Genomic DNA, 22,004 nt, shown 5'->3' with positions numbered 1-22,004 from the left:
GTCTTTCAACAGGATAGGTTCAGCCCTTCACGGCTCCGGCGGTCATCGCGCCCAATATCAGGCGCTGGAGCGAGAGGAAGGCAATGATGGCTGGCACCACCGAGACAAGGCAGGCCGCCGCGAGAAGTTGGATGGAGGAGTCATTTTGCGTGCCGGCATATTGAAAAATGCCGACGCCAATCGGGGTGAGGGATTCCTTGGTGATCAGCAGGAATGGCACCAGAAATTGCGACCAGCCGCTGATGACCGCGATGATGAAGGCCGAGGCAATGCCGGGCGTGGACAGCGGCAGGATAACGCGGACAAATACGCCAAACCGGGTGCAGCCATCCATCATCGCCGCTTCATCAAGGGGTTTGGGAATGCCGTCGATGGAGCCTTTCAAAATCCAGGTGGAAACCGGAACGGCAAGCGCCACATAGACCATGGTGGTGCCAAAATGGCTGTCCAGCAGACCCATCGCCGCCATATAGCGATAAAGCGGCACCATGATTACCAGCGGGGAGATCATTTGCACCGATAACAGCGCCATCATCCACGCGCCCTTGCCCTTGAACTGAAAGCGCGAAAAGGCATAGGCCGCAGGCAAGGCCACGATCAGGCAGCCTGCCGCTGACAGGCAGGAGAGTTTCAGCGCATTCCAAAGGTAAGAAATGAACTTGTCCGAGGACAGGATCATCGCAAAATTATCCAGTGTCGGTGCTTTGGGAATGAAGCGAGTGACACCCAGAAACACTTCCTTGCGGGTTCTGAGCGCCAAAGACAAAAGCCACAGCAGCGGCCATGCGAAAAAAGCAAAGGTAATGGCCATAAAAATATAGCTCAGCAGATCGCCGAGGCGCTCACTTGTGCGGGTTTTCATTGGTCATCTCCCTTTGGCAGGAAGGCGGCATAGATCAAGGCCAGCATCAGCGAGATTACCAGCATCAGGATGGACAGGGCAGCGCCCGCCGCCAGATCATAATTGCGAAACACCACATTGAACGTGTAGAGCGACAGTACCTCTGTCACCCGTCCCGGTCCGCCGCCGGTGAGGGAGATGATCGCATCGAAGGTGTTGAGCGTCTGGATGGTGATCAAAATCATATTGACCAGAATGGCCGATTTTAGCTGCGGCATGGTGACATAGCGCAGCCGCTGATCCGCCCGCGCCCCATCCACAGCCGCAGCCTCATAAAGCACCGGATCAATCGCCTTGATGGCCGCATACATCACCACCATGGAAAAGGCGGTGCCGCGCCAGACATTCGACAACACCACCGACCACATGACAAGGTTGGGATCGGAGAGCCATTGTACGGGGCCAGCGCCCACAAGCCGAAGCAGGCTGTTCAGCCCGCCAAACGGGGCCTCGTTAAACAGCATTTTCCAGATAATCCCGCCAGCAATGCCCGGCACCACCCAGGCAATCAGCGCCGTGGTGCGCAGGATTGTCGCACCGAATAGTCCACGCTTTTCCGCCCGCACCACCACCAATGCGATCACAAGGCCAAACAGTTGCTGCGCCAGAACCGAACCCGCCGTGAAGGTGAGCGTGACCCAAAGGATCTGCGGAATTTCTGCGCGGGTCAGCGTGTTGATCAATGTTGTGATGGTGTAGCCACCATCATCCCCGAGCAGGGTGGCTCTGGTGAAGGCCAGACGCAGAACATCCAGCACCGGATAAAGGTAGAAAATGCCGAGCACCAAAATCAGCGGCATAAGCCACGGCGCTGCCTTTGGTCTGTGACGGCTTCGGATGGCACCCATTTGTTTGCCCGCCTGCAAGCTGATTGTTGCCATGGAGTGCACCTTTTGGATTCAGACCACAAAGCGCTGCGGAGCCCTTTGGCTCCGCAGTCTCAAGAAGCGGTTAATGGCGGTCAAATGCCGCAAGCGAAGCTTTGAAGGCTTCATCGACAGCCGCATCCGTGGCTTGCGTGCCCGTCAGCACCTTGCCCATCATGATCTGGATCTGATTGGAGATTTCGGGATAGACCGGCGCGCCGGGTCGAGCTTGCCCGACTTTCAGGGCCTCCGAGAAAGCTTTGTTGATGTCAGAGGAGAAAATCTTGTACTTTTCATAAAGGTCGGCGCGGGTTGGCAACTGCCCCTGAACCTCGTTGGCAGGTCCCATATAGACATCACGAGCCAGATCGGCGCACATTTTCACTTTTGCCGGATCGGAGGCAAAAGAGGCAACCGTCCAGCCACCTGTGCCGGTCGAGCGCTGATCCTTGGTGGGACCGGGCAGGGGTGAGAATGTCCATTTTGCCAGTTCTTCCGGCTCAAGGGCGGCTTGCAGCTGGCCATATTGCCAATTGCCACCGACAAACAGCGCCGTGGTGCCAGCGGCTGCTGCGGCATTGAAATCATCATAATTGCCAATGGTGGCCACGCGCTTCGGGGCCGCACCGGACTCCACCAGGTCGCGATAGTAATTCACCGCCTTGACGAATTTTTCCCGCTCAGCGCCTTCGCCAAAGATCGGCTTGCCACTCTCATCGACCAGCTTGCCGCCTTGCGCCCAGAAATTGGCCAGCCAGTCAAATGTGGTACCTTCATAGCGCGAGCCGTTGAACAGAATGCCTTCCATGCCCTCTTTCACGGAGTGAAGTGCTGCCTTTTTGGTCTCGTCCCATGTCTGCGGCGCATCGGGAATGATCTCCTTGTTGCGATAGAGAACACGCAGATCGGTGGACCACCACCATGCATAAATCTGGCCGTCGGTTCCGGTAACGCCCTCGCGAATGAAGGGGAAAAGCTGGTCGATCTCTTCCTTGGTGAAATAGGGAGAAAAGGACTTCAGCACGCCGGCTTTTTTAAAAACAGGCAGCACAAAGGAGTCCACGGCAGCGCAATCGGGTGCATTGCCGGACTTGGCCTGCTCCACCATGCGGGCCTGCTCTTGGCTGATATCCCCCGTCATCATCTGCAATTCAATGCGCCAGCCGGGGTGCTTGGCAATAAACTGATTGAAAAGCTTGCCATAGCCTTCAGCCACAACCGGATCATTGTTGCGCGGACCGTCGGTCGTCATGCGGAATGTCATTTTATTGGGCGCGTCAGCCGGACCAACCGTGTCGCCGGTGATCATATCACTGGCATTCCCGCCCACTGGGGCGACCAACAGCGCGACAAGTGTCAACGCATGCCTGTTCTTTTTCATGTGCCTTCCTCCCAAAGTCGCATGCCGTTGAGTGCCATGCGTTAAAACCCTCAATCGCGGGCAAGCCTCCGCCCTTCTTCACCATCCGACACCCGCTGTCTCCTCCAACAGGCGTCTTCCCTGAATGCAAGAAATAGATTAAATCACTTTTGTTTTGCGTCAAGCGATTTGTCTGGGAGGAAATCATGGCTGTGGTGCGCATTGAAAATTTACGCAAGCATTACGGGGCGTTGGAGGTCATACACGGTGTGGATCTAGAGGTCGGGGACGGGGAATTCCTGGCACTGGTTGGACCATCCGGTTGCGGAAAATCAACATTCCTACGGATGATTGCAGGTTTGGAAGAGGTATCAGGCGGCGATATCTTCATTGATGGTGTCCGCATCAATGACTTGAGCCCACGTGAGCGCGACATTGCCATGGTGTTTCAGAATTATGCGCTCTATCCGCATATGACAGTAGCCGAGAACATGGGGTTTGCCCTTAAGCTCGCCGGGCATTCTGCGGCGGATATCAATGCGCGCGTGGCAAAGGCGTCTGAGGTCCTGGGGCTTGAACCATATCTTAATCGCAAGCCCGCAGCTCTTTCAGGTGGGCAACGTCAGCGCGTTGCCATGGGCAGAGCCATTGTGCGCGACCCGAAGGTTTTCCTCTTCGATGAGCCTCTTTCCAATCTCGATGCCAAGCTGCGGGTGCAAATGCGCTCGGAAATTCGGGAATTACAGAAGAGATTGAATGCGACAACCATTTATGTCACCCATGATCAGGTGGAAGCCATGACCATGGCTGACAAAATTGCCGTTTTCAACAAGGGCGTCCTTGAGCAATTGGGCACACCGCTAGAGCTTTATCACCGACCAGCCAATCTCTTTGTTGCCGCCTTCATTGGCTCACCACAAATGAATCTGGTGTCGGGCGAAGCGGCCCAGCGACACAGTGCAACAACCATTGGCGTAAGACCAGAGCATCTGGTGCTTTCCCAGGACCATGATGCCTGGACCGGCGCGGTGACGGCTGCGGAATGCCTTGGCAGCGATACGTTCATGACCATCGACTCCGCTCTCTATGGAAAGCTTCTGATCCGCACCAGCGGCAGCCATGAGCCAAGGATCGGCGAAATCATCAGCGCCAAGCCAATGGAGGGATGCCTTCACCGGTTCGATGAGGCCGGTAGGTCAATTTAAAAGGAGAACATAGAGGCTTTATCGCGACACTTTGTGCGATTACCCGGATATGGCAGGCCTTACGAGATCATACGCACCGGGAGGCCACTTCAAATTACGTAGAAAATGACATAATCGATATCTCGCAGCAAAGAGGTTGGCGAGGGGGTAGCGTTTGAAAATGCTGTCTCATCCTCGGTACCGATGAATGCCTCGTGGCTTGAATGACAGGCTGCTGGAGAGGTTCAGGAGTTCGGCTGAAAGCCAACAGCTCGTGAGCCACATTTCAGTTCCCTGCAAACCGGGTGGATGACCGTCTGCGAAGGAGAAGCCTTGGCCATCTTGCCACCGCCTCGACAGCTGCAGAATGATGCCGGTTGCGATTTCCATCGCCTCGTCGCGGCGATGAGGTGTCTGCTTCAGGCAAAGGAGCAGCGGGTGGATCGTGTCGAGCAGATTGCAGGCATTGAAGCCTTGTCCACGAAATCCTTCATGAGCCCGGTAATTGGCGATCACGGAATCGATGGCGGCGTTCGGGTAAGGAACCGGTATGCCAAATTGCGCATGAGCGCCGCGCGTCAGACGATAAAAACCATTGACCGGTTGCAACAGCCCGTCTTCTGGTGTCACCGCACCCCAAAGGCCGGATGCTGGATTGCAGTTGAGGCTCAGCCAGCCAAACAAACTGTGTTGGTTGGCTCCTGCATCAAAATAACGACCGTTGAAATGCAAGGCGGTTGCGATGGCGTCAACGGTCGCGCCGCAATGCCAGGCGCGCGTTTGCCAGGGCAGCCCGTCAAGCCATTGCACAAGATCGCTTGCACTCAGGCGTTCGATGAACCGAAAGGGATGGAGTGGCGCTGATCCCAGGCATTCAAGGGCGTATCCAACCGCCAAAACATTGTACAAGGCAATCGGATCGTGATGCAGAGGCTGCTGCGCATCACGATAAGGGTCCGGGAAAAGCCCGGTTTCCGGGTCCTGAACGGCTTGCAGGCGGGCTATGGTGGCATCGACATCGAATATCGAGCCGATATCACCGAAGGCTGCGGCAATTTCGATGGCGTCGCAGAGATGGCGAATGCTGGTAACAGGCTTGCCGCTTGCATCCGGCGCGCTGTAATCCTCCCCGACACGGTATCGTTCCACAACCGCTCGCCAATCAGCCGAAGCGGCAGCATCGATTGCGGCAAGCGCGGCCTCGACCGCGGTCGTTTTACGGGGAGATGTGGTGTCTTTGCCGCGCATCCGCAGCACGCGGGCCGGTACGCCGCCCGCAATGGCCTGTGGTGGGATGTGTTTTGAGACCACGGCACCGGCGGCGATAATGGCACCGCTGCCGATCCGGGCGCCATCCAGAATGACCGCATTGGCACCGATCCAGACATCGTCGCCAATCTCGATGCCAAGCGATGTCAACGGCTGACGATAGATCGGCGTTTCAAGATCATCAAAGCCATGATTGAAGCCGACAATGCTGACATGCGAGGCAATCCGCACCCCATTTCCCAACCTTACCCGGCCAGACATGCAGGCATAGGCATTGATCGAAACGTTCTCGCCAAGCTCGACATCGCCACGCACCAGAGCATGACCGGCAATCCACGATCCGGCACCCATCACCAGCCTATCCGTATGGATTTCAGCCTTTTCCGCGACATAAGCGCCCGGAGAAAATGTTGCGCCGGCATAGGTCTGAAGCTGGCGAAGCCGTGCCTGATGGACCGCGCTTTCTATATCCTGTGCATTCCGCTCCCAGGTGAGAATATTGAGCCGGTTGCGGCGCAAGGATGCCTCTTCCTCGTTTACTTGGTCATCCCTGCTCATGGCGCTTAGCCGATATCGAAGGCCGCGACGCGGCGTCCAACGTCTCTAAACTGCTGCTCCAGCACCTCGAGATCGGGGCAAGTAGGCGGAGCGGCAAGAGCCTCGTCTGCTGCACGTCCCAGCGGCAGGGCGAAGGCTGCAGTTACCAGCACGGTTTGGCCCGGTTCGACTGCGCCACGCAATTGCGGCAGGTTGGTTTTTGCCCATAAAAGATTGGTATTGGCAATCGGCACATGAGCACGGCCGGTGCGTTGATGGTCGGATAGATCGACAATGGCGCTGACATCCGCTTGCCCGAACCACACCGCGCGGCCAGCACTTTCTTCCATACGGTCGCGGCTGAAGTCGGCGCGGGCAATGGCAAAGCCGCCTTCGCTGGTCATCAGGCTGCGCGGTGTTGCAATCCGATGGATGCGGATATGCCAGGGATTTTGTGGAACGAGCCAGGTTTCGACGGTCACATCCGCCCAGGGCTTCCAGCGGGAATAGAGCCTGTCATCGGCAATCATCGCCTCTTCAAGCGTCTCGCGCATCCTAAAATGCACGCCATCATCCGACAGGCCCAGCATGCCATCAAAACTGGCCGCATCGAAATGGCGATCATTGGCCTCGATATTGAAGGTATAGCGGGTTGAATAGACGAATTTGGCGTATTTCTCGTTGGAGCCACGCATCTTGTCATGTTCCTGGCCGGAGGCGAGAATAACGATATTGCCCGGCGTGTGCATGGCCACCATGCCCGGCTTTTCGAGCGGCACAGGCGCGTTGAAGGACGGCGCATCGGTTTCCGGCGCCAGCCAGAACGGGTGATCGGCGGGCAGGGCCAGCGGGAGAAAGAATTTCAGCGCCCAATAGGGCGAACCGGGCGAATTGTAGCTCTCACTCATCAGCAAATTGGGATAGCCGTAGCCGACAGACAGCACACCGTCGCGGTCGGCAATCGGCAATGCCGACCACCAGCGAATATGGCGCATATAATAGCCCTTGATCTCACCCCATGGCAGGGCATCAAGGTCGGCGAAGGCAAGCGCGCCCCAGAAACCACCAGCGGCAAAACGATAGGCCTGGCTACGCCCAAAAGCGAGTGCAGCGCCATCCGGGCCAAACCAATGGCGGATATCCCTGGCAAAGACCGTTGCGCGGTCGCGGAGACGGGTTTTACGGGCGTCGTCTTCGTTGGCAAGCACGGCATAAATCAGCCCATAAAAATGCATGGCAAAGGGAATGTAGTGGTCCACCCGACGCACCGGCCCATCGCGGTACCAGCCATCACCAATATCGAATCCTTCCAGCTCATCGAGATAGGCAATAGTCTTGGTGTGGTCGAATTCTACTCCGACCCGCTCCAGCCCCAGATCGACCAGAACCCGGAAGAATTTCCAATTGTTATCGACGTATTCGCGGTCTCGGGCGTGGAGCAGATAGGCCGAGACGGTGGCCTTGGCAGCATCGTCCAGAGGCTCCCAGATATGCTGCGGCACCATGGCGAGCGCAAAGCCGATGGCGGCAAGCTCCACCAGCCGTTGGTTGCGATCAGAGACATCGCCCCAATAGTCTTCGTGTTGCGGATCGGTGCCATGGGTCAGGCCACGTCGGTAAAGATCCCAGTGCGGGAAATCGCCACCGCCCGCCGCAAAGGGTACGATACCCCACAGGGGCCGGGCAAAACCTTCGAGATCGGCAGCCGCATGATCGAAAATCGCGCCGGATGCGCCAAGCCGTACCCGTGCGCCGCCTTGCGAAAAACAGGGCAGGAGCGGCGTGAACAGGTCGAGCAGGGCTTTTGCCACATCATCGCGACTGCGCAAGGGGTTGCCGTAGAGCGGGTTGGCCTGGGCCGGATCGTAAACCACAATCGATATCCATGAACTGTTTCGAATGAATTGGCCGCAGGAAGGTGTGAACCTGCGGCCAGACTTGCTGTGGACTATTTGATCGCCTTGACGCCGTCGTTCATCTCCTTCAGGCCATCGTCGATAGATGTGTTGTCTGTCATGATCGCGTCATGCACACGGTTCAGCACGACCTCGATTTTTGCTGCATTGGGACTGACCGCCATTTCCAGATAGGACTTGCCGGCTTTAAGCGCCGCCTTGCTGTTTTCGTCCTGCGGGAAGCCGGGCAGCGAGGTGATCTTGGTGCTGACATCGTCTGTGCGCACCGCTGGCAAAGTTCCCGTATCGGCAATGATTGCCGCACCTTCAGGTCCAGTCACGAACTTGATGAAGTCAAGCGCCACGTCTTTGTGGGCTGAGTTGTTATTGACCGAAAGAGCCGCAATCTGCGCCGCCGTTGTGCCGGCTGCAACGCCGTCTGGGTGCGGGAATTTGACGATGCCCCAATTCTTGCTCTTGGATTCACCGGACTTTACCTTGGCGATCTGGGTGCCGATGAACCAGGTCCCCATCGGCAGCATACCGACCGTCCCGTTGAAGAACAGCGCCGAATAATGGGTATTGGAGGTTTTCAGCGATGCATAGGACGGGATCGCACCTTCCTTTTGAAGCTTCAGCGCCCGCTCATACCAGGGCTTCAGAAAAGCGTAATCGCCACCGACCAGCGTATGCTGACCATCCATGATGCCCGGAAGCTGAACGGTCGAACGCCATGTGTGCAGCAATGCGCCGTAGGTCTTGTTGACCCCCATGCCGCCCTTCAGCTTAACTGCGATCTGGTCGAACTGTGTCCAGGTCATGTCATTGGTCGGGTAGGAAACGCCCGCTTTGTCGAAGATGTCCTTGTTATAATAGACCACCCAGAAGTCAGAGCGGAAGGGTATTGCATAGACCTTGCCGTCAATGCTCAGCTCCTCGATAAGCCCGCCATATCTAGCTTTGTCGATCTTCTGCTCGGTCATGAAACCGGAGAGATCGCCGATAGAGTTGGCCCGCACCAGGGTCGCGTAGCCCGGCACGTCCTTGATGGTGACGACGTCGATATCCTTGGCGCCACCGGTCAGTTGGGTGGCGATCATCTGCGTGTAGTCCTGCGAACCGAGATCCACCGGCTCGAATTTCACATTCGGATGCTTGGCCTGATAGGCTTCTATCAGCGGCTTGTAATAGGCCACCTTGTCCCAGTCCCACAGCGCCCATTTCAAGGTGACGGGGGCTGCCGATTGTGCGAACGCGCCGCCTGCCATGACAGTGACCATTCCCAGTGCCGCAGCGGCAATGGTCAGCGATATCCCAAATTTCTGCCTGTACATTCTGTTCTCCTCCCTGATTGTCTCGTTGAAAGCGCCTCCCAGCGGCTTCCTATGATATTTTGGTTGTCCGATACGCCGCATCAGGCTCGGCCAAAACCAGTGCGGCTGCCCGATGCGCGGCGAATGAAACGGCGAACATTCCAAGTGAAAAATTGATCATTGCCGGCATGAAGACAGAAACCGGATAGAGCAGCACATGCACAAGCCAGAGGGCCGCGACAAACACCAGCGCTGCCACCGTCGGCAAGGGCCGCAGAAGCGTTGCCAGCGCCGATAGCCGCAGGATCTCCAGGACACCACGCTTGCTCATCACCGCAAGCACAATGAAATGCACCGACCACACGCCCACAAAACCGGTTGCGACAAGGCTGACAGCCAGAGGGCCGGCGTAGATCAGGCTGTCGCGCACTTGGGCGCCATAGGTTAAGATCGCACAAGAACCGATCCACAGCGCCAGACCGGTTGCCAGACCCCATCCCGTTGCCACGGCTAAATAGCGGCGAAAGGCTTCGGCAAAATCACGCAGCAGGTAGACGTTGCGGTCCTCCACCATGGCGCGACACATACTGGCGGTGGCGAAGAGGGCTGCGGGCAGGGTGACGACAGGCAACGCGGCGACCAGAAACAGAAGGTTGAGCTTGACCAGTTCCCACCATTCGCGCCCGATGATCTCGCAAAACAGTGCAACACCGGTGCGCTTCGGCGCATCCTTGGCGATGCCCTTTCCTTCTTTCGTCCAGATGGCCTCCAACCATTGCATCGTGTTGTCCTGTCAGTAAAGGATCGACCGCTCGGTTTGCGGATCGAACAATTGCGCATTGGTCATGTCGGCGGTGAGGCGCACCTGCTCACCAAGCCTGGCCTTGAAGCGCGGTGACACGCGGGCAACGACCGAGCGTCCGGCAACGACGAGATTGAGATGCACTTCCGAGCCCATCGGTTCGGCCAATTCAACGACCGCCTCAAAGGGTGCCGTATTGGCAGGGTCGATATCGCCCGGTGCCAGTTCATGAAAGTTTTCAGGCCGTATGCCCAGAATGATGTCGCGGTCCAGATAGGGCGCGATGCGGCTCTGGTCGAAGGTGTTCGGCAAGGGTAGGGCATGATCGTTGAAGACGGCGACGAAACCATCCTCCTGGCGCCGGATCGTCGAGGGCAGCATGTTCATCTGCGGCGCACCGATAAAGCCCGCCACAAACATGTTGATCGGATGGTCATAGAGCCGCTGCGGCGTATCGACCTGCTGGATGTGGCCATCCTTCATGACAACGATACGGTCGGCCATGGTCATGGCCTCTACCTGATCATGGGTCACGTAGATGAAGGTGGCGTTCAGCCGCTTATGCAGCTTGGATATTTCGGCGCGCATCGTGCCGCGTAGCTTGGCATCGAGGTTGGACAGCGGTTCGTCGAGCAGAAACACTTCCGGATTGCGCACCATCGCACGGCCCAGCGCCACGCGCTGCCGCTGGCCTCCCGACAGTGCCTTGGGCTTGCGGTTCAGAAGATGGGTGATGTCGAGGATCTTTGCCGCTTCCTGGACTTTTGTCTCGATCACATCGCGCGGCGCTTTCCGCAGCTCAAGTCCGAACGCCATGTTCTTGTAGACAGTCATATGCGGATAGAGCGCATAATTCTGGAAAACCATGGCAATGTCGCGGTCCTTTGACGGCACGTCATTCATCAGGTCCTCGCCGATCAGCAATTGCCCGCCGGAGATCTCCTCAAGCCCCGCAATCATTCTGAGCGTGGTGGATTTGCCGCAGCCGGACGGTCCGACGAGAATGATGAATTCCTTGTCGGCGATCTCAAGGTCGATATCGTGCACCACTTTCAGTGCACCGAAGGATTTGTTGAGCTTTTTCAGCGAAATGCTTGCCATTTATCCCTCACGCATCACCAATAGGAGGACCAGTTGCGCGACAGGCGCGTCAAAGCTTCCATGTAATAGTAGTCGCCCCAGGACACGCATTCATCGACACCTTCGCCGCGACATGTGTTGTGTGGGGTTTTCTTCGAATAGGTGCCATGCAGAACAAGCCCGTTGGAAAGGGCCGGGTCCTTGACAGCATAGTGATCGGCCAGACTTTTCATCATCCTCCGGGCCAGATCGCGGTAGCGTGCGGCGTCCGCGTCTTCCACGAGATCGGCCATTTCCAGAAGGCCGCAGGCGACGATGGAGGCGGACGAACTATCGCGCGGTTCGCCGTCCTCTGCCGAAAAGATCAGGTCCCAGACCGGCACGAGATCGTCTGGAAGCCGCTGCAGATAAAAGCCCAGCAGCCGCTCAAAAGCGTCGCGGTATTCGGCAATGCGCTCGTAACGATAGGACAGGGCCATGCCAGCAATGCCCCAGGCCTGTCCGCGTGCCCAGAAACTGTCATCGCTATAGCCCTGCTTGGTCACGCCCCGTACCGGAGCGCCGGTCGTGGGGTCCATGTAGAACGTGTGATAGGTGGAGCAGTCCTCCCGCACCGAATGGGCAAGCGTGGTGCGCGCATGGGAGAGCGCGATCTCGCGGTATTTTTCATCCCCTGTTTCGCCAGTCGCCCAATAGAGCAGCGGCAGGTTCAACAGGCAGTCGATGATGTAGCGGTATTCGTTTGGATTGCCCTTGGCGCCCCAGGCCTGGATGAATTGTCCGATGGGCTGGTAGCGTTCGATCAGCTGGTCGGCGGCAAGGAGTGCCGCCTTGCGTCCATCCTCGTCGCCCACCAGTTTCCACGCGGCAATGCAGGAGGGCGAATAGAGAAACCCCATATCGTGATGGTCGGTGGCGATACGGTTCTCGATGCGATGCAGGAAGCTTTGCACCTGAATCTGAGCGGCATATCGAAAGACCTTATCGCCGCTGTGCTCATAGGCGAGCCAGATTTCGCCGGGCCAGAAACCTGCCGTCCATTGGTCGTTGGCAACCGCCGGATACCTGTTGCCGACGCTGGAATGGTTCTGTGCCGCATAGGTGAAGTCAGGCAGATTGCGCCGCACCTGGGCGACCGCGATCTCGAGCGCCATGGTCACCTGTTGATCGGTGATCGGCTGTGGCGCGTTGGAAAACATGGCATTCATGGCATCACCCCTTCAGCCCGGTTGATGCGACGCCTTCAACAAAGAAGCGCTGCAAGGCGAGAAAGACAATCAGTACGGGAATGAGCGCGACGACCGACGCCGCCATGATCAGCCCGTATTCGGCGGAATATTGCGATATGAACATTCGAAGCCCGATCTGGATGGTCTTCAGTTCGGTCTTAGTGAGATAGATCATCGGCCCCAGAAAATCGTTCCATGTGGTCACGAAGGTGAAGATCGTCAGAGTCGATAGCGCTGGCTTCGACAGCGGCAGCATGATCTTCGCCCAGATCTGGTATTCGTTCATCCCGTCGATCCGGGCGGCTTCGCAGAGTTCTGTCGGGATCGACATATAGAACTGCCGCATCAGGAAGACGCCGAAGGCTGTGAACGCCTGCAAGCAGATCAGTGCCAGATGGGTGTTGTTCAGCCCGAATTCCCGCATCAGCAGGAATTGTGGCACCATATAGACCTGCCAGGGCATGGCGATGGTGGCGATGTAGCCGAGAAACAGCGTGTTCTTGAAGGGAAAATGCAGTTTGGCGAAAGCATAGGCCGCGAAACTCGACGTCAACAATTGCAAAAGCGTGACGATGATCGTCAGCTTCGAGGTGTTGTAGATGAACAGGGCCAGCGGAATCTTCGTCCAGATATCGACATAGTTCTGCCAGCGCGGATGGGCCGGTATCCATTCGATCGGGAAGACAAAAACGTCGCGGTCGAGCTTTAGCGAGGCCGACAGCATCCAGGCAAACGGCAGCAGCATGATGATGGTGACGGCGATGACCGTTGCGTAGATGGCAATTGTCGAGACATTGATCCTGCGTCCGGCAATCCGCATGGTTCAGTCCTCCCTCTGGCGACGGAACTGGACCACGGTGACCGCCAGAACCAGGAAGAACAGCACCAGCGCAATCATGCTGGAATAGCCGAGATCCCAGGAAATGAAGGCTTCGTTATAGATATGGTAGACCAGCACGAGTGTAGAGGTTCCAGGCCCGCCCTGGGTGATCATATAGACCTGATCGAACACCTTAAAGGACTGGATCGTCAGCATGACCGTGACGAAAAACGTCGTCGGGGCAAGCTGCGGCACGGTGACATGCCGGAATTTCTGCCAGCCATTGGCGCCGTCGAGACCGGCCGCCTCGTATAATTCGGCATTGATGCCCTGTAGGCCGGCCAGATAGATGACCATGTAATAGCCCATGCTCTTCCAGATACCGAACAGGATGACGGTGACCATCGCCCAGTGCCGGTCAGCGGCCCAGCCGGGCATGTCATCGGGGTCGAGACCGAGCGTGTAGAGCAACATGTTCACCGGCCCCATTTCGGGGTTGAACAGCATGTTCCAGACGACAGCCACGGCGACCAGTGACGCGACATAGGGAAAGAACATCGCGGTGCGGAAGAAATCGCGACCACGGATTTTCTGGTTGAGCAGGATGGCAAGACCAAGCGCGCAGGCAAGTGTCGCAGGTACTGAGACAAGAGTGTAGATCACTGTGTTCCAGAAGGCGGAGATAAAGGCCTTGTCTTCAAACAGCCGCCAGAAATTATCGAGCCCGGCAAAGGTGATCGGGTTTGACCCATCCCAATGCATGAAAGCCAGCACAAAGGCGAACAGGATGGGACCGAGCGTGAAGACGGCAAAGCCCAGGAAATTCGGTGCAATGAAGGAATAGGCAATCAGCGCATTTTCGATCCGCCGCCGGCGCCTGGACACGATCCGCACCCTGCGCTTCGAACTCGCACCTTTGCCGTTCTCGGCGCTGCCGCCAGATAGAACCGGACTGATGACCGTCATCAGCTTTCCTCCCGCACGAAGCCGCATCGTGCCATGCTTTAAGCGTTCCATACGGGGCCGCCTGTCGGTTGCACCCGTCTCCCAATCCCTGCATAGCATAGATCGTTTATTGGTCAAACAACTTCCGATAACATCAGACAAATTTACTGGAAAGGTGAAAATAGGTATGATAGCAGGGGATTGCTAGACGGTGAGGAAGGGGAGGTGAGCACAATGTTCAGCGAGCATATTGGCAGCTTGCCGCCTCATCTTGCCGATTTCCAACCGGCCGCAGGTGCCGACGTCCATGCGTTGCTGCAACGACTGGGCGTCGAACATCTCACCGCCCTAAAGGCCGCAGGCCGTACGGCGCTGGAGGCCGAATGGCCGCAGATCCTTGCCTCTCATTACCGTGACTATACCCAGACAGGAAATCGTTCGCGCTTCGAAGACCTGTATTTCCGTCGCCGCCTGATGCTGAACGATCTGGTTCTGGCGGAATGCGCCAAGGACACAGGTGAGGGCGGAGGCGACTTCATCGACGCCATTATCGATGGCGTCATTCTGATCTGTGAGGAAAGCGGGTGGCAATTGCCAGCGCATAACGCTTATGGACGGGGCGGTCCGCGCCAGCCCTTTGCCGATCCTGATGACCCGGTGGTTGATCTCTTTGCGGCGGAAACGGCGGCGAACCTGGCAATCCTTGTTTGGCTGCTGCGACCCGCCCTTGCGCAACGCGATCCGCGCCTGCCGGCCCGCATAGAGCAGGAGATCCACCGGCGTATCATCACCCCGTATCTTACCCGGCATTTCTGGTGGATGGGGCAGGGAAACGAGAGGATGAACAACTGGACTGCCTGGATCACCCAGAACGTCCTGATCGCCACGTTTTCCCTGCCCACGAGCCAGGAGATTCGCCGTGCAGTGCTGGTCAAAGCGCTGGGCAGTCTCGATGCCTTTCTCAAGGACTATGCCGAGGACGGCGCCTGCGAGGAAGGCGTGCTCTATTATCGCCATGCCGCTCTCTGTCTGTTTGGCGCCATGACCGTGCTGGATCAGGTCGTGCCGGACCTGTGCCGTCCGCTTTGGCAGGCAGCCAAGATCCGCAATATGGGGGAATACATCCTCAACATGCATGTGTCTGGACGGCATTATTTCAATTTTGCCGATTCATCCGCAGTTCTGGAACCCTGTAGCATCAGAGAATATCTGTTCGGCCAAGCGGTTGGCTCGAAGGCGCTGATGGATTTTGCCGCTGCCGATCTTCAACAATCCGCCGATCCGCTGCTGTCGAAAGAGTGGAACCTTTGGTACCGGTTGATGGCAGCCACACGCTTGCCGGATGTTGCGTCCGCGCCTGCAAATCCGGCTGCAAAAGGCGACATTTTCTACCCCGGCACCGGGCTTTTCATTGCCCGCGACAGCCGTTTCGATCTCGCGGTGAAGGGCGGACACAACGGCGAAAGCCATAATCATAACGATGTCGGCAGCCTGACGCTTTACAAGAACGGACAACCGTTTCTCATCGATATCGGCGTCGAAACCTATACGGCCAAGACTTTCTCGCCGCAGCGTTACGAGATCTGGACGATGCAATCGGCTTACCACAACCTTCCTGCTTTTGCGGGCGTCATGCAGCAGGAGGGGCCGGAATGTGCCGCACGCGATGTCGAGACGGCTTTCGAGGTGGAGGAGGCCCGCATTTCGCTGGAGATAGCCGCAGCTTACCCGAAGGAAGCAGCGCTACGCTCTTATCGCCGCAGCGTCAGGCTCATTCGTGGCAGCCATATCGAAGTTGTCGATGAGCATGACGGTGACAAGCCTGCGGTCCTATCACTGATGACCTGCGTTGCGCCACGTATGGAAGCAGGGAGGCTGGTCCTGGACGGGCTCGGCGAAATTAGTGTGAGCGGTGCGGCAGAGCCAATCATCGAGGCAATCGACATCGGCGATCCCCGGCTGCGGCAGGCATGGCCGGAGAGAATTTTCCGTATTCTGCTGCCGTTTCAGACACCGCGCTTATCGCTGACGATTACTTGAGGAGGGTGAGGATGAGAGTGACACTCACTGTGGTGGATGCTGCGGGCCAAAACCTGGCGCAGAGCAGTGCGGACCACGAAACCTTTCTGGTCTATCGCCAGCCCTACCGTGACGGCGACCGGCTATTAGTCGACGTGTCCGAGCCCGGTCATGTCCGTCTGGCACTTGATGCCGCCATAGCACCGGCAATCCTGTATTTGCCGCAGGGCCGTTTTAGCTTTTCCATACCGTTCGGCGCCAGAAAGATCGCTTATCAACCCCATGCATTTTGCGGAGACCTGCACCGGCTTTACGCTGCGAAGGCGAGGTCGGAAGAGATAGTGGCACAGAGAAACCTTGCCTTTAACCCCCTGGACGACCACGCCAATTCTCAAGCTTTTCCGCATGTCGAGGCCAATGTCGAAACACGCGGGGAGGCGGCCTTCGCAGTTCGCAATGTCATCGATGGCGAGCGAGCCAATAGCAATCACGGTTTCTGGCCGTTCACCAGTTGGGGGATCAACAGGGACCCGCAGGCTGCCCTGACCCTGTTTTTCGGCCGCCCGGTCACGCTCAGTGAAGTGGTTCTCACTCTGCGAGCTGATTTCCCGCACGATGCCTGGTGGGAAAGTGCTGTTCTGAGCTTTTCGGGTGGAGAGGAAACGCGGTTGGCGCTGGTTAAATCCTCTGCCGCCCAGCGTTTTAGCCTGCCCGAAACGCGCACCGAATGGGTTCGGCTGCACAGTCTGGTGAAAGCCGATGATCCATCGCCGTTTCCGGCGCTTACCCAGATCGAGGTCTGGGGGACGGAAGCCTGAGATTCAGGTCTCGCTGCCGATGCCGCGCAGATCGCGCAACAGATCACGGTAGCGCAACTGGCTGCCGCGCAGATGATCCTGCATGGCGGCGCGGGCGGCTTTTTCGTCGCCGTCGGAAATCGCCACGACCACGGCCTGGTGTTCCCTGTGAATGAGGCGGCGATAGGCCGTTTGTTCAGCAGCCCGGTTTTCCGCGACCACTTTGGACTGAGGGATAGCGGATGCGCCGTGCATCTCGAGAAATTGCGTAAACAGCGGATTATTGGTGGCCGCAGCAATCGCCATGTGCAGGGCCAGGTCGGCCTCTCGAATGGAGCGGTCGGCCTCGATACAGGCCAGCAATTTTGCATGGCAATAGAAAATCGCTTCCTCCTGCGCAGGCGAACGGCGCAGCGCGGCAAGCCCGGCAGCCTCTATCTCCAGCGGCGTGCGGATCTCCAAAACCTCTAGATCTGAGGACAGCCGGGCGCGATCCAGCTTCGACGGGTTTGAGCGTGATTGATGATGATTGAGGACGAAAATGCCAGCCCCTTGGCGCACCTCGACCAGCCCATCGTAACGCAGGCCGGTGACTGCCTCACGGATGACGGTCCGGCTGACACCATGGGCCTCGGTCAGTTCCATTTCGCTGGGAAGCCGATCGCCCGGCGCATAGTCCCCGCCAAGGATCGCCTTGCGAAGGCTGTCGCTGACCTGTGCAACCAGGGAGCCAGCGCCTTTGGCGCGTGTTTTCACTTGACCGGTCACGCCATCCACCACTTTCATGCCCTGCCGCAGAAGGCAGAGCCGTTTTCGTCTCTCTAAGTGGAATATGTATGATGAATCGTACGCAAATTCAACTGCTCTGTAAAAAAGCATGAATATGTCTGATGTCTATCAAGTTAGACGACCCGCATCATGATAACCTCGTTTTCTTTTCGTCCGCTCCAGGCGTGAAAGCACCCGCTGGGCATCCTCTTTTCGGTCGAAGGTCTCGATCATAGTCTGGCCTGTCGTACCAATCCGTCCCCAGTTGCGGATCACCGAGGCGCCGCCGAACAGGGTCGGTTGCAGTGCGAGCGTGTAAAAGCGCCGCATGTTTTGCGACGGGTCGATACGGCGAAGTTGGACCGGGCTGTTGTTCTCTTTCTCCATGGCCAGAGTCTGGCGTGGTTCGATTGACGCGTCCAACGAGTTATCTGAATCGATCCGGCCTGATCGATTCACCCCTCTGATAGATCAAGACACATTTGCGTTCGAATTAAACGACGCCCTTGCTGAAAATAAAGCATCCATAGGGGCCGGGATCGGAGGTTCTAACGATCGCAAAGGACGTCTTTGCCTCGGCGTAAAAAGCGAAACGTTCCAAGGCGTCGATCTTGATCGGTCGTCCTTCCGCGCGGTCCACCACATGCTGGATGGCCGAAAAGATCTGTACCTGTCCACCAGGGTCGCCAACCACCTGCATTCTCTTCACCGGCGCTTCCACAAAGGTATCGAGGGAGAAAAGCGTCAGGATCGCTGCCGTGGCAACCTCAAGACCGCAACCCGACAGATTGATCAGCTTGCCATAGGTCGTGTGCTTGGCAATCGTCTCGGCCGGATGGTTGATATCGCACAGCACCAATTGGTCGCCGTGGCCCATCAGCATCAAGGCATGCAGCAATTCAGCGTTCAAAACCGGATCTATTCCCTTCAGCATTGGCTTGCCTTCCCTTTGCGATCGTGAATTTCTTCACGATTTGACATTTTTTTGTGATGCTTCCCGATGCGGCGATGCTTAAACAGGGCTGCGCGAGGGCTATATTCACCGCAATCCATAGTTCAACGTCGCCCAAACTCCCGTTTCGACTGCACTTTGGTGAGCATCGAAAATATTTAAGAGAAACGCAATAACCGACTTTACCAAAATAAAAGATTGTGTGAAGTTCTCGGTGCAGATAGCGTCTTTCCGGACGCAAGGACTGTCACGGCGAGAGGGAGGTCTCCAGCCGTTACGGTTTTCCGGAAAACCGCTTAAACGGAGTGCGCAATGCACTCCGTCCTGGGAGGAGAACTGCTTTTGGCATCGATGAATATCGTCAATGTCGGCAAGGCCTATGGTAGCCTGAGGGTTATCCATGGCGTTTCCGTCGAGATTCCTGATGGTGAATTCGTTGTTCTTGTCGGCCCATCGGGATGCGGCAAGTCCACGCTGCTGCGCATGGTTGCCGGGCTGGAGCCGATCACCTTTGGCGATGTCGTTATCGACGGAAAAGTCGTCAACGACCTGCCACCAAAGGATCGCGATATCGCCATGGTGTTCCAAAGCTATGCGCTATATCCGCACAAGACCGTGGCGGAGAATATGGGCTTTGCGCTGAAGATGCGCGGTGAAACCAAGTCCTTCATTGACGAGCGCGTTCGCAAGGCAGCAGAAATTCTCGATCTGGTCCCTTATCTGACTCGCTACCCCCGTCAGCTTTCCGGCGGGCAGCGGCAGCGCGTGGCGATGGGCCGGGCGATTGTCCGGGATCCGAAGGTTTTCCTGTTCGACGAACCACTGTCCAATCTCGACGCCAAATTGCGGGTCCAGATGCGGGCTGAAATCAAGGAATTGCAACGCCGTCTGGCGACGACGATGATTTACGTCACCCATGACCAGGTCGAAGCCATGACCATGGCGGACCGTATCGTCGTGTTGCGGGATGGTCGCGTCGAGCAGATCGGCTCGCCGCTGGCGCTTTACGATGCGCCAGCCAACATGTTCGTGGCTGGGTTTATCGGTTCGCCGTCGATGAACCTGATCAAGGGTCATATCCGGGCATCTGCAACGCCGTTTTTCGAGACCGAAGAGAGCATCCGACTTCCCTTGAATTCGGCTCCTGCAGGTTCGGACGGACGAGCGGCTTTCTACGGCGTTCGGCCTGAGCATTTTGTGCTTGGCGGCGATGTCACCGCTAACGTTACCGTGCTGGAATCGACGGGAACGGAAACCCAGGTCTTTGCCCGGCTTGGCCAGCAGAAAGTTATCGGCGTGTTCCGCGAGCGTTTGGCAGAGCCGTCCGGACAGATGATTGCCATGACGCCGAACCCGGCCATGGTCCATCTGTTCGACGCTGAAACGGGGCTGCGGTTGGAATAGAGTTTGTCAGGGAAAAGTGGAAGCCTGCTTTCGCCCGTCCACGGGAGGGGACATGTGAAAGCAGTTATTTGACATAGGCGAACAAGGGAGGAGACAGGTATGAAAGTCAGCGAATACGAGAGGATGATGGCGATAGGCCTGAGCCGTCGCGCCATCCTGAAGACCGGTGCAAGCCTTGGGGCTGTGGCGGCTGCCGGCGGGTTGCTGGGCAATGCCGGAACGGCACTGGCCGACGAGGCGTCCCTGCGCATGCAGATCCTGCAAATACCCGGCGTTGGAAAAGGCTCTCCCACCGATGCCGATTGGCAGAAGGTCGGCGAGCTGTGCCTGGAGGCCACGAAGAAGACCGTCAAGAAGGGAGAGTTCGCTGGCGTCGAACTGTCCTTCATGGGCCTGAACAATCAGAATCTGCACAATGTGCTGTTTCGCGGCTTCCTGAAGCCCTGGGAGGATTATACCGGCGCGAAGATCACCTGGATCGACCTGGCCCAGGCCGATTACAATCCCCGTCTTCAACAAGCGATTGCCACCGGCACCGTGGATTTCGACCTTCTGGAAATGGGCGCGCCGTTTGAGGGCGATGTCTGCGGCAAGGGTCTTGCCTCGGAAATGCCGGACTGGGTGAAGGCCCAGATCGACATGGAGGATTACGTCGATTACCTGAAGGCCCCGGTCGGCACCTGGGGTGGCAAAGTCTACCGCGTTTCGGTGGATGGCGATTGCCACAACTTCAACTACCGCAAGGATTATTTCACCGACGCCGATCTCGCCAAGGCCTGGAAAGCCGAAGGCCATGCTGGCGAATGGGGCGTGCCGAAAACCTGGCAGCAGGTGCAGGAAGCGACCAAGTTCCTCAAGGGCAAGAAAATCGCCGGTGCCGATGCCATCGGCTATCTCGATGCACCAAAGGCCTGGGGTGGTTTTGGTTTCTACTTCCTCGGCAGTCGCGCAACGGCCTATGCCAAGCACCCTGATGACAAGGCCTGGCTGTTCGACATCGATACGATGAAGCCGCGTATCAATAATCCGGCCTGGGTGCGCGCTATACAGGACGTGGTCGATGCCCTGCCTTCCGAAGCCGGCGACCAGCTGAATGCCGATCCCGGCACGACGGCGTTCCAGCAGTTTCTGGCCGGAACCGGCTCCATGGTCTCCTGGTGGGGCGATGTCGGGCAAAGCGCCCAAACCAGCGATAGTTCGGTGGTGGGCGATACCATCGCCTTCGACATTCTTCCCGGCTCCGACGATGTCTATAATGCCAAGACCGGGAAATGGGAGACGCTGGCCAGCGGGCCGAACTATGCGCCCAACATGGCCTATCTGGGTTGGGGCGTTTACGTCATGGCTCGTGTCGATAAGGACGAGAAGAAAAAGAAGGCGGCTTGGAGTGCGGCAGCCCATCTCGGTGGCAAGGATCTCGCCTTGTGGACGGCGGCTTATCCCTCCGGCTTCCAGTGCTATCGCAAGAGCCAGTTCGATATCAAGGAATGGGTGGCCGCGGGCTATGAGGAGGCGTTCATCAGCAATTATCTCGCCTCCCAGTCGAAGTCCTACAACCATCCGAACGCCGCCATCGAGCCACGTATTCCCGGTATCTTCCAATATTACAGCGTGGCGGAAGACGAATTGGCAAAGGTGTTTGCGGGAAGGGTGAAGCCCCAGGAAGGCGCCGATGCGATTGCGGCGGCCTGGGAAAAACTCACCGATCAGCTTGGCCGCGACAAGCAGATATCTCTCTACAAGGCCTCGCTCGGCGTTTGAGCCATGCCAGCGGCAGGAAACTGCCGCTGGTATTTCCATAAGGCGTCAGGCGGCTTTCCCATGTCGCCTGACATCTATTGACCGCCTAAAGCCAATTTTGGC

The 22,004-nt window shown here is 57.4% G+C and carries 19 protein-coding genes; 5 read left to right on the top strand and 14 right to left on the bottom strand.

Annotated elements, in window-relative coordinates; translation table 11 throughout:
* Nucleotides 1-19: 19 nt before the first annotated feature.
* The 3 genes from AVCG78_RS23950 to AVCG78_RS23940 form a co-directional block, all read right to left on the bottom strand.
* Nucleotides 20-862 (bottom strand): carbohydrate ABC transporter permease, encoded by an 843-nt coding sequence (locus tag AVCG78_RS23950; protein ID WP_071203399.1) that lies wholly within the window; start codon nucleotides 860-862, stop codon nucleotides 20-22.
* Nucleotides 859-1,749 carry a carbohydrate ABC transporter permease gene (locus AVCG78_RS23945; protein ID WP_234796143.1) on the bottom strand — a complete coding sequence of 297 codons (891 nt, stop codon included), beginning with the start codon at nucleotides 1,747-1,749 and terminating at the stop codon, nucleotides 859-861. The genes AVCG78_RS23950 and AVCG78_RS23945 overlap by 4 nt, the downstream gene beginning before the upstream one ends.
* Before the next feature lie 103 nt (nucleotides 1,750-1,852).
* Nucleotides 1,853-3,148: an extracellular solute-binding protein gene (locus tag AVCG78_RS23940; protein WP_071203401.1), complete on the bottom strand. Its 1,296-nt coding sequence runs from the start codon at nucleotides 3,146-3,148 to the stop codon at nucleotides 1,853-1,855.
* 185 nt (nucleotides 3,149-3,333) lie between these two features.
* Between AVCG78_RS23940 and AVCG78_RS23935 the strand changes: the two genes are divergently transcribed.
* A complete protein-coding gene (locus AVCG78_RS23935) occupies nucleotides 3,334-4,332 on the top strand; it encodes an ABC transporter ATP-binding protein (RefSeq protein ID WP_071203402.1) in 999 nt (332 codons plus the stop codon).
* A gap of 168 nt (nucleotides 4,333-4,500) precedes the next feature.
* On the opposite strand, the gene AVCG78_RS23930 is transcribed toward AVCG78_RS23935, so the two are convergent.
* The 8 genes from AVCG78_RS23930 to AVCG78_RS23895 all read right to left on the bottom strand — a co-directional run bounded on the left by AVCG78_RS23930 (nucleotide 4,501) and on the right by AVCG78_RS23895 (nucleotide 14,222).
* Nucleotides 4,501-6,138 carry an acyltransferase gene (locus AVCG78_RS23930; protein ID WP_071203403.1) on the bottom strand — a complete coding sequence of 546 codons (1,638 nt, stop codon included), beginning with the start codon at nucleotides 6,136-6,138 and terminating at the stop codon, nucleotides 4,501-4,503.
* Between the two features lie 5 nt (nucleotides 6,139-6,143).
* Nucleotides 6,144-7,991, bottom strand: a complete 1,848-nt coding sequence (locus AVCG78_RS23925) for a DUF2264 domain-containing protein (RefSeq protein WP_071584802.1) — start codon at nucleotides 7,989-7,991, stop codon at nucleotides 6,144-6,146.
* Nucleotides 7,992-8,065: 74 nt separating this feature from the next.
* Nucleotides 8,066-9,346 carry an ABC transporter substrate-binding protein gene (locus tag AVCG78_RS23920; RefSeq protein WP_015918450.1) on the bottom strand — a complete coding sequence of 427 codons (1,281 nt, stop codon included), beginning with the start codon at nucleotides 9,344-9,346 and terminating at the stop codon, nucleotides 8,066-8,068.
* 49 nt (nucleotides 9,347-9,395) lie between these two features.
* On the bottom strand, nucleotides 9,396-10,106 hold the full coding sequence (locus AVCG78_RS23915) for a DUF624 domain-containing protein (protein WP_015918451.1): 711 nt from the start codon (nucleotides 10,104-10,106) through the stop codon (nucleotides 9,396-9,398).
* 12 nt (nucleotides 10,107-10,118) lie between these two features.
* Nucleotides 10,119-11,228, bottom strand: coding sequence for an ABC transporter ATP-binding protein (locus tag AVCG78_RS23910; RefSeq protein WP_015918452.1), 1,110 nt, complete (start codon nucleotides 11,226-11,228; stop codon nucleotides 10,119-10,121).
* Between the two features lie 14 nt (nucleotides 11,229-11,242).
* Nucleotides 11,243-12,415, bottom strand: a complete 1,173-nt coding sequence (locus AVCG78_RS23905; RefSeq protein ID WP_015918453.1) for a glycoside hydrolase family 88 protein — start codon at nucleotides 12,413-12,415, stop codon at nucleotides 11,243-11,245.
* 4 nt (nucleotides 12,416-12,419) lie between these two features.
* On the bottom strand, nucleotides 12,420-13,256 hold the full coding sequence (locus AVCG78_RS23900; RefSeq protein WP_015918454.1) for a carbohydrate ABC transporter permease: 837 nt from the start codon (nucleotides 13,254-13,256) through the stop codon (nucleotides 12,420-12,422).
* Between the two features lie 3 nt (nucleotides 13,257-13,259).
* Nucleotides 13,260-14,222: a carbohydrate ABC transporter permease gene (locus AVCG78_RS23895; protein ID WP_071203553.1), complete on the bottom strand. Its 963-nt coding sequence runs from the start codon at nucleotides 14,220-14,222 to the stop codon at nucleotides 13,260-13,262.
* A gap of 213 nt (nucleotides 14,223-14,435) precedes the next feature.
* Here AVCG78_RS23895 and AVCG78_RS23890 point away from each other — a divergent pair, with 213 nt between their 5' ends.
* A complete protein-coding gene (locus AVCG78_RS23890; RefSeq protein ID WP_071203406.1) occupies nucleotides 14,436-16,241 on the top strand; it encodes a heparinase II/III domain-containing protein in 1,806 nt (601 codons plus the stop codon).
* Nucleotides 16,242-16,252: 11 nt separating this feature from the next.
* The gene (locus AVCG78_RS23885; RefSeq protein WP_071203407.1) at nucleotides 16,253-17,038 is read left to right on the top strand and encodes a carbohydrate-binding protein; all 786 of its coding nucleotides are present in this window, start codon (nucleotides 16,253-16,255) and stop codon (nucleotides 17,036-17,038) included.
* Between the two features lie 3 nt (nucleotides 17,039-17,041).
* On the opposite strand, the gene AVCG78_RS23880 is transcribed toward AVCG78_RS23885, so the two are convergent.
* The 3 genes from AVCG78_RS23880 to AVCG78_RS23870 form a co-directional block, all read right to left on the bottom strand.
* Nucleotides 17,042-17,803 (bottom strand): FadR/GntR family transcriptional regulator, encoded by a 762-nt coding sequence (locus AVCG78_RS23880; RefSeq protein ID WP_071584803.1) that lies wholly within the window; start codon nucleotides 17,801-17,803, stop codon nucleotides 17,042-17,044.
* Nucleotides 17,804-17,914: 111 nt separating this feature from the next.
* Nucleotides 17,915-18,172, bottom strand: coding sequence for a WGR domain-containing protein (locus tag AVCG78_RS23875; RefSeq protein ID WP_071203409.1), 258 nt, complete (start codon nucleotides 18,170-18,172; stop codon nucleotides 17,915-17,917).
* Nucleotides 18,173-18,278: 106 nt separating this feature from the next.
* Nucleotides 18,279-18,719, bottom strand: a complete 441-nt coding sequence (locus AVCG78_RS23870; RefSeq protein ID WP_071203410.1) for an RbsD/FucU family protein — start codon at nucleotides 18,717-18,719, stop codon at nucleotides 18,279-18,281.
* 360 nt (nucleotides 18,720-19,079) lie between these two features.
* Here AVCG78_RS23870 and AVCG78_RS23865 point away from each other — a divergent pair, with 360 nt between their 5' ends.
* Nucleotides 19,080-20,141: an ABC transporter ATP-binding protein gene (locus AVCG78_RS23865; RefSeq protein WP_071203555.1), complete on the top strand. Its 1,062-nt coding sequence runs from the start codon at nucleotides 19,080-19,082 to the stop codon at nucleotides 20,139-20,141.
* 99 nt (nucleotides 20,142-20,240) lie between these two features.
* Complete coding sequence (locus AVCG78_RS23860; RefSeq protein ID WP_071203411.1) at nucleotides 20,241-21,902, top strand: ABC transporter substrate-binding protein; 1,662 nt, start codon at nucleotides 20,241-20,243, stop codon at nucleotides 21,900-21,902.
* Nucleotides 21,903-22,004 lie beyond the last annotated feature (102 nt).

This window comes from Gillisella vitis (genome assembly GCF_021559775.1).
Lineage (GTDB): Bacteria > Pseudomonadota > Alphaproteobacteria > Rhizobiales > Rhizobiaceae > Allorhizobium > Allorhizobium ampelinum.
Note: the sequence above shows the minus strand (reverse complement) of the source record. Positions and strands in the feature narration are given on the sequence as shown.

Bases quoted from the DNA above. Each gene is read 5' to 3' on its own strand.
- AVCG78_RS23885 (WP_071203407.1), top strand. From the start codon at position 16,253: ATGAGAGTGACACTCACTGTGGTGGATGCTGCGGGCCAAAACCTGGCG.
- AVCG78_RS23915 (WP_015918451.1), bottom strand. From the start codon at position 10,106: ATGCAATGGTTGGAGGCCATCTGGACGAAAGAAGGAAAGGGCATCGCC.
- AVCG78_RS23940 (WP_071203401.1), bottom strand. From the start codon at position 3,148: ATGAAAAAGAACAGGCATGCGTTGACACTTGTCGCGCTGTTGGTCGCC.
- AVCG78_RS23905 (WP_015918453.1), bottom strand. From the start codon at position 12,415: ATGAATGCCATGTTTTCCAACGCGCCACAGCCGATCACCGATCAACAG.
- AVCG78_RS23870 (WP_071203410.1), bottom strand. From the start codon at position 18,719: ATGCTGAAGGGAATAGATCCGGTTTTGAACGCTGAATTGCTGCATGCC.
- AVCG78_RS23880 (WP_071584803.1), bottom strand. From the start codon at position 17,803: ATGAAAGTGGTGGATGGCGTGACCGGTCAAGTGAAAACACGCGCCAAA.
- AVCG78_RS23910 (WP_015918452.1), bottom strand. From the start codon at position 11,228: ATGGCAAGCATTTCGCTGAAAAAGCTCAACAAATCCTTCGGTGCACTG.
- AVCG78_RS23950 (WP_071203399.1), bottom strand. From the start codon at position 862: ATGAAAACCCGCACAAGTGAGCGCCTCGGCGATCTGCTGAGCTATATT.
- AVCG78_RS23860 (WP_071203411.1), top strand. From the start codon at position 20,241: ATGAAAGTCAGCGAATACGAGAGGATGATGGCGATAGGCCTGAGCCGT.
- AVCG78_RS23895 (WP_071203553.1), bottom strand. From the start codon at position 14,222: ATGACGGTCATCAGTCCGGTTCTATCTGGCGGCAGCGCCGAGAACGGC.
- AVCG78_RS23875 (WP_071203409.1), bottom strand. From the start codon at position 18,172: ATGGAGAAAGAGAACAACAGCCCGGTCCAACTTCGCCGTATCGACCCG.
- AVCG78_RS23890 (WP_071203406.1), top strand. From the start codon at position 14,436: ATGTTCAGCGAGCATATTGGCAGCTTGCCGCCTCATCTTGCCGATTTC.
- AVCG78_RS23945 (WP_234796143.1), bottom strand. From the start codon at position 1,749: ATGGGTGCCATCCGAAGCCGTCACAGACCAAAGGCAGCGCCGTGGCTT.
- AVCG78_RS23935 (WP_071203402.1), top strand. From the start codon at position 3,334: ATGGCTGTGGTGCGCATTGAAAATTTACGCAAGCATTACGGGGCGTTG.
- AVCG78_RS23900 (WP_015918454.1), bottom strand. From the start codon at position 13,256: ATGCGGATTGCCGGACGCAGGATCAATGTCTCGACAATTGCCATCTAC.
- AVCG78_RS23920 (WP_015918450.1), bottom strand. From the start codon at position 9,346: ATGTACAGGCAGAAATTTGGGATATCGCTGACCATTGCCGCTGCGGCA.
- AVCG78_RS23930 (WP_071203403.1), bottom strand. From the start codon at position 6,138: ATGAGCAGGGATGACCAAGTAAACGAGGAAGAGGCATCCTTGCGCCGC.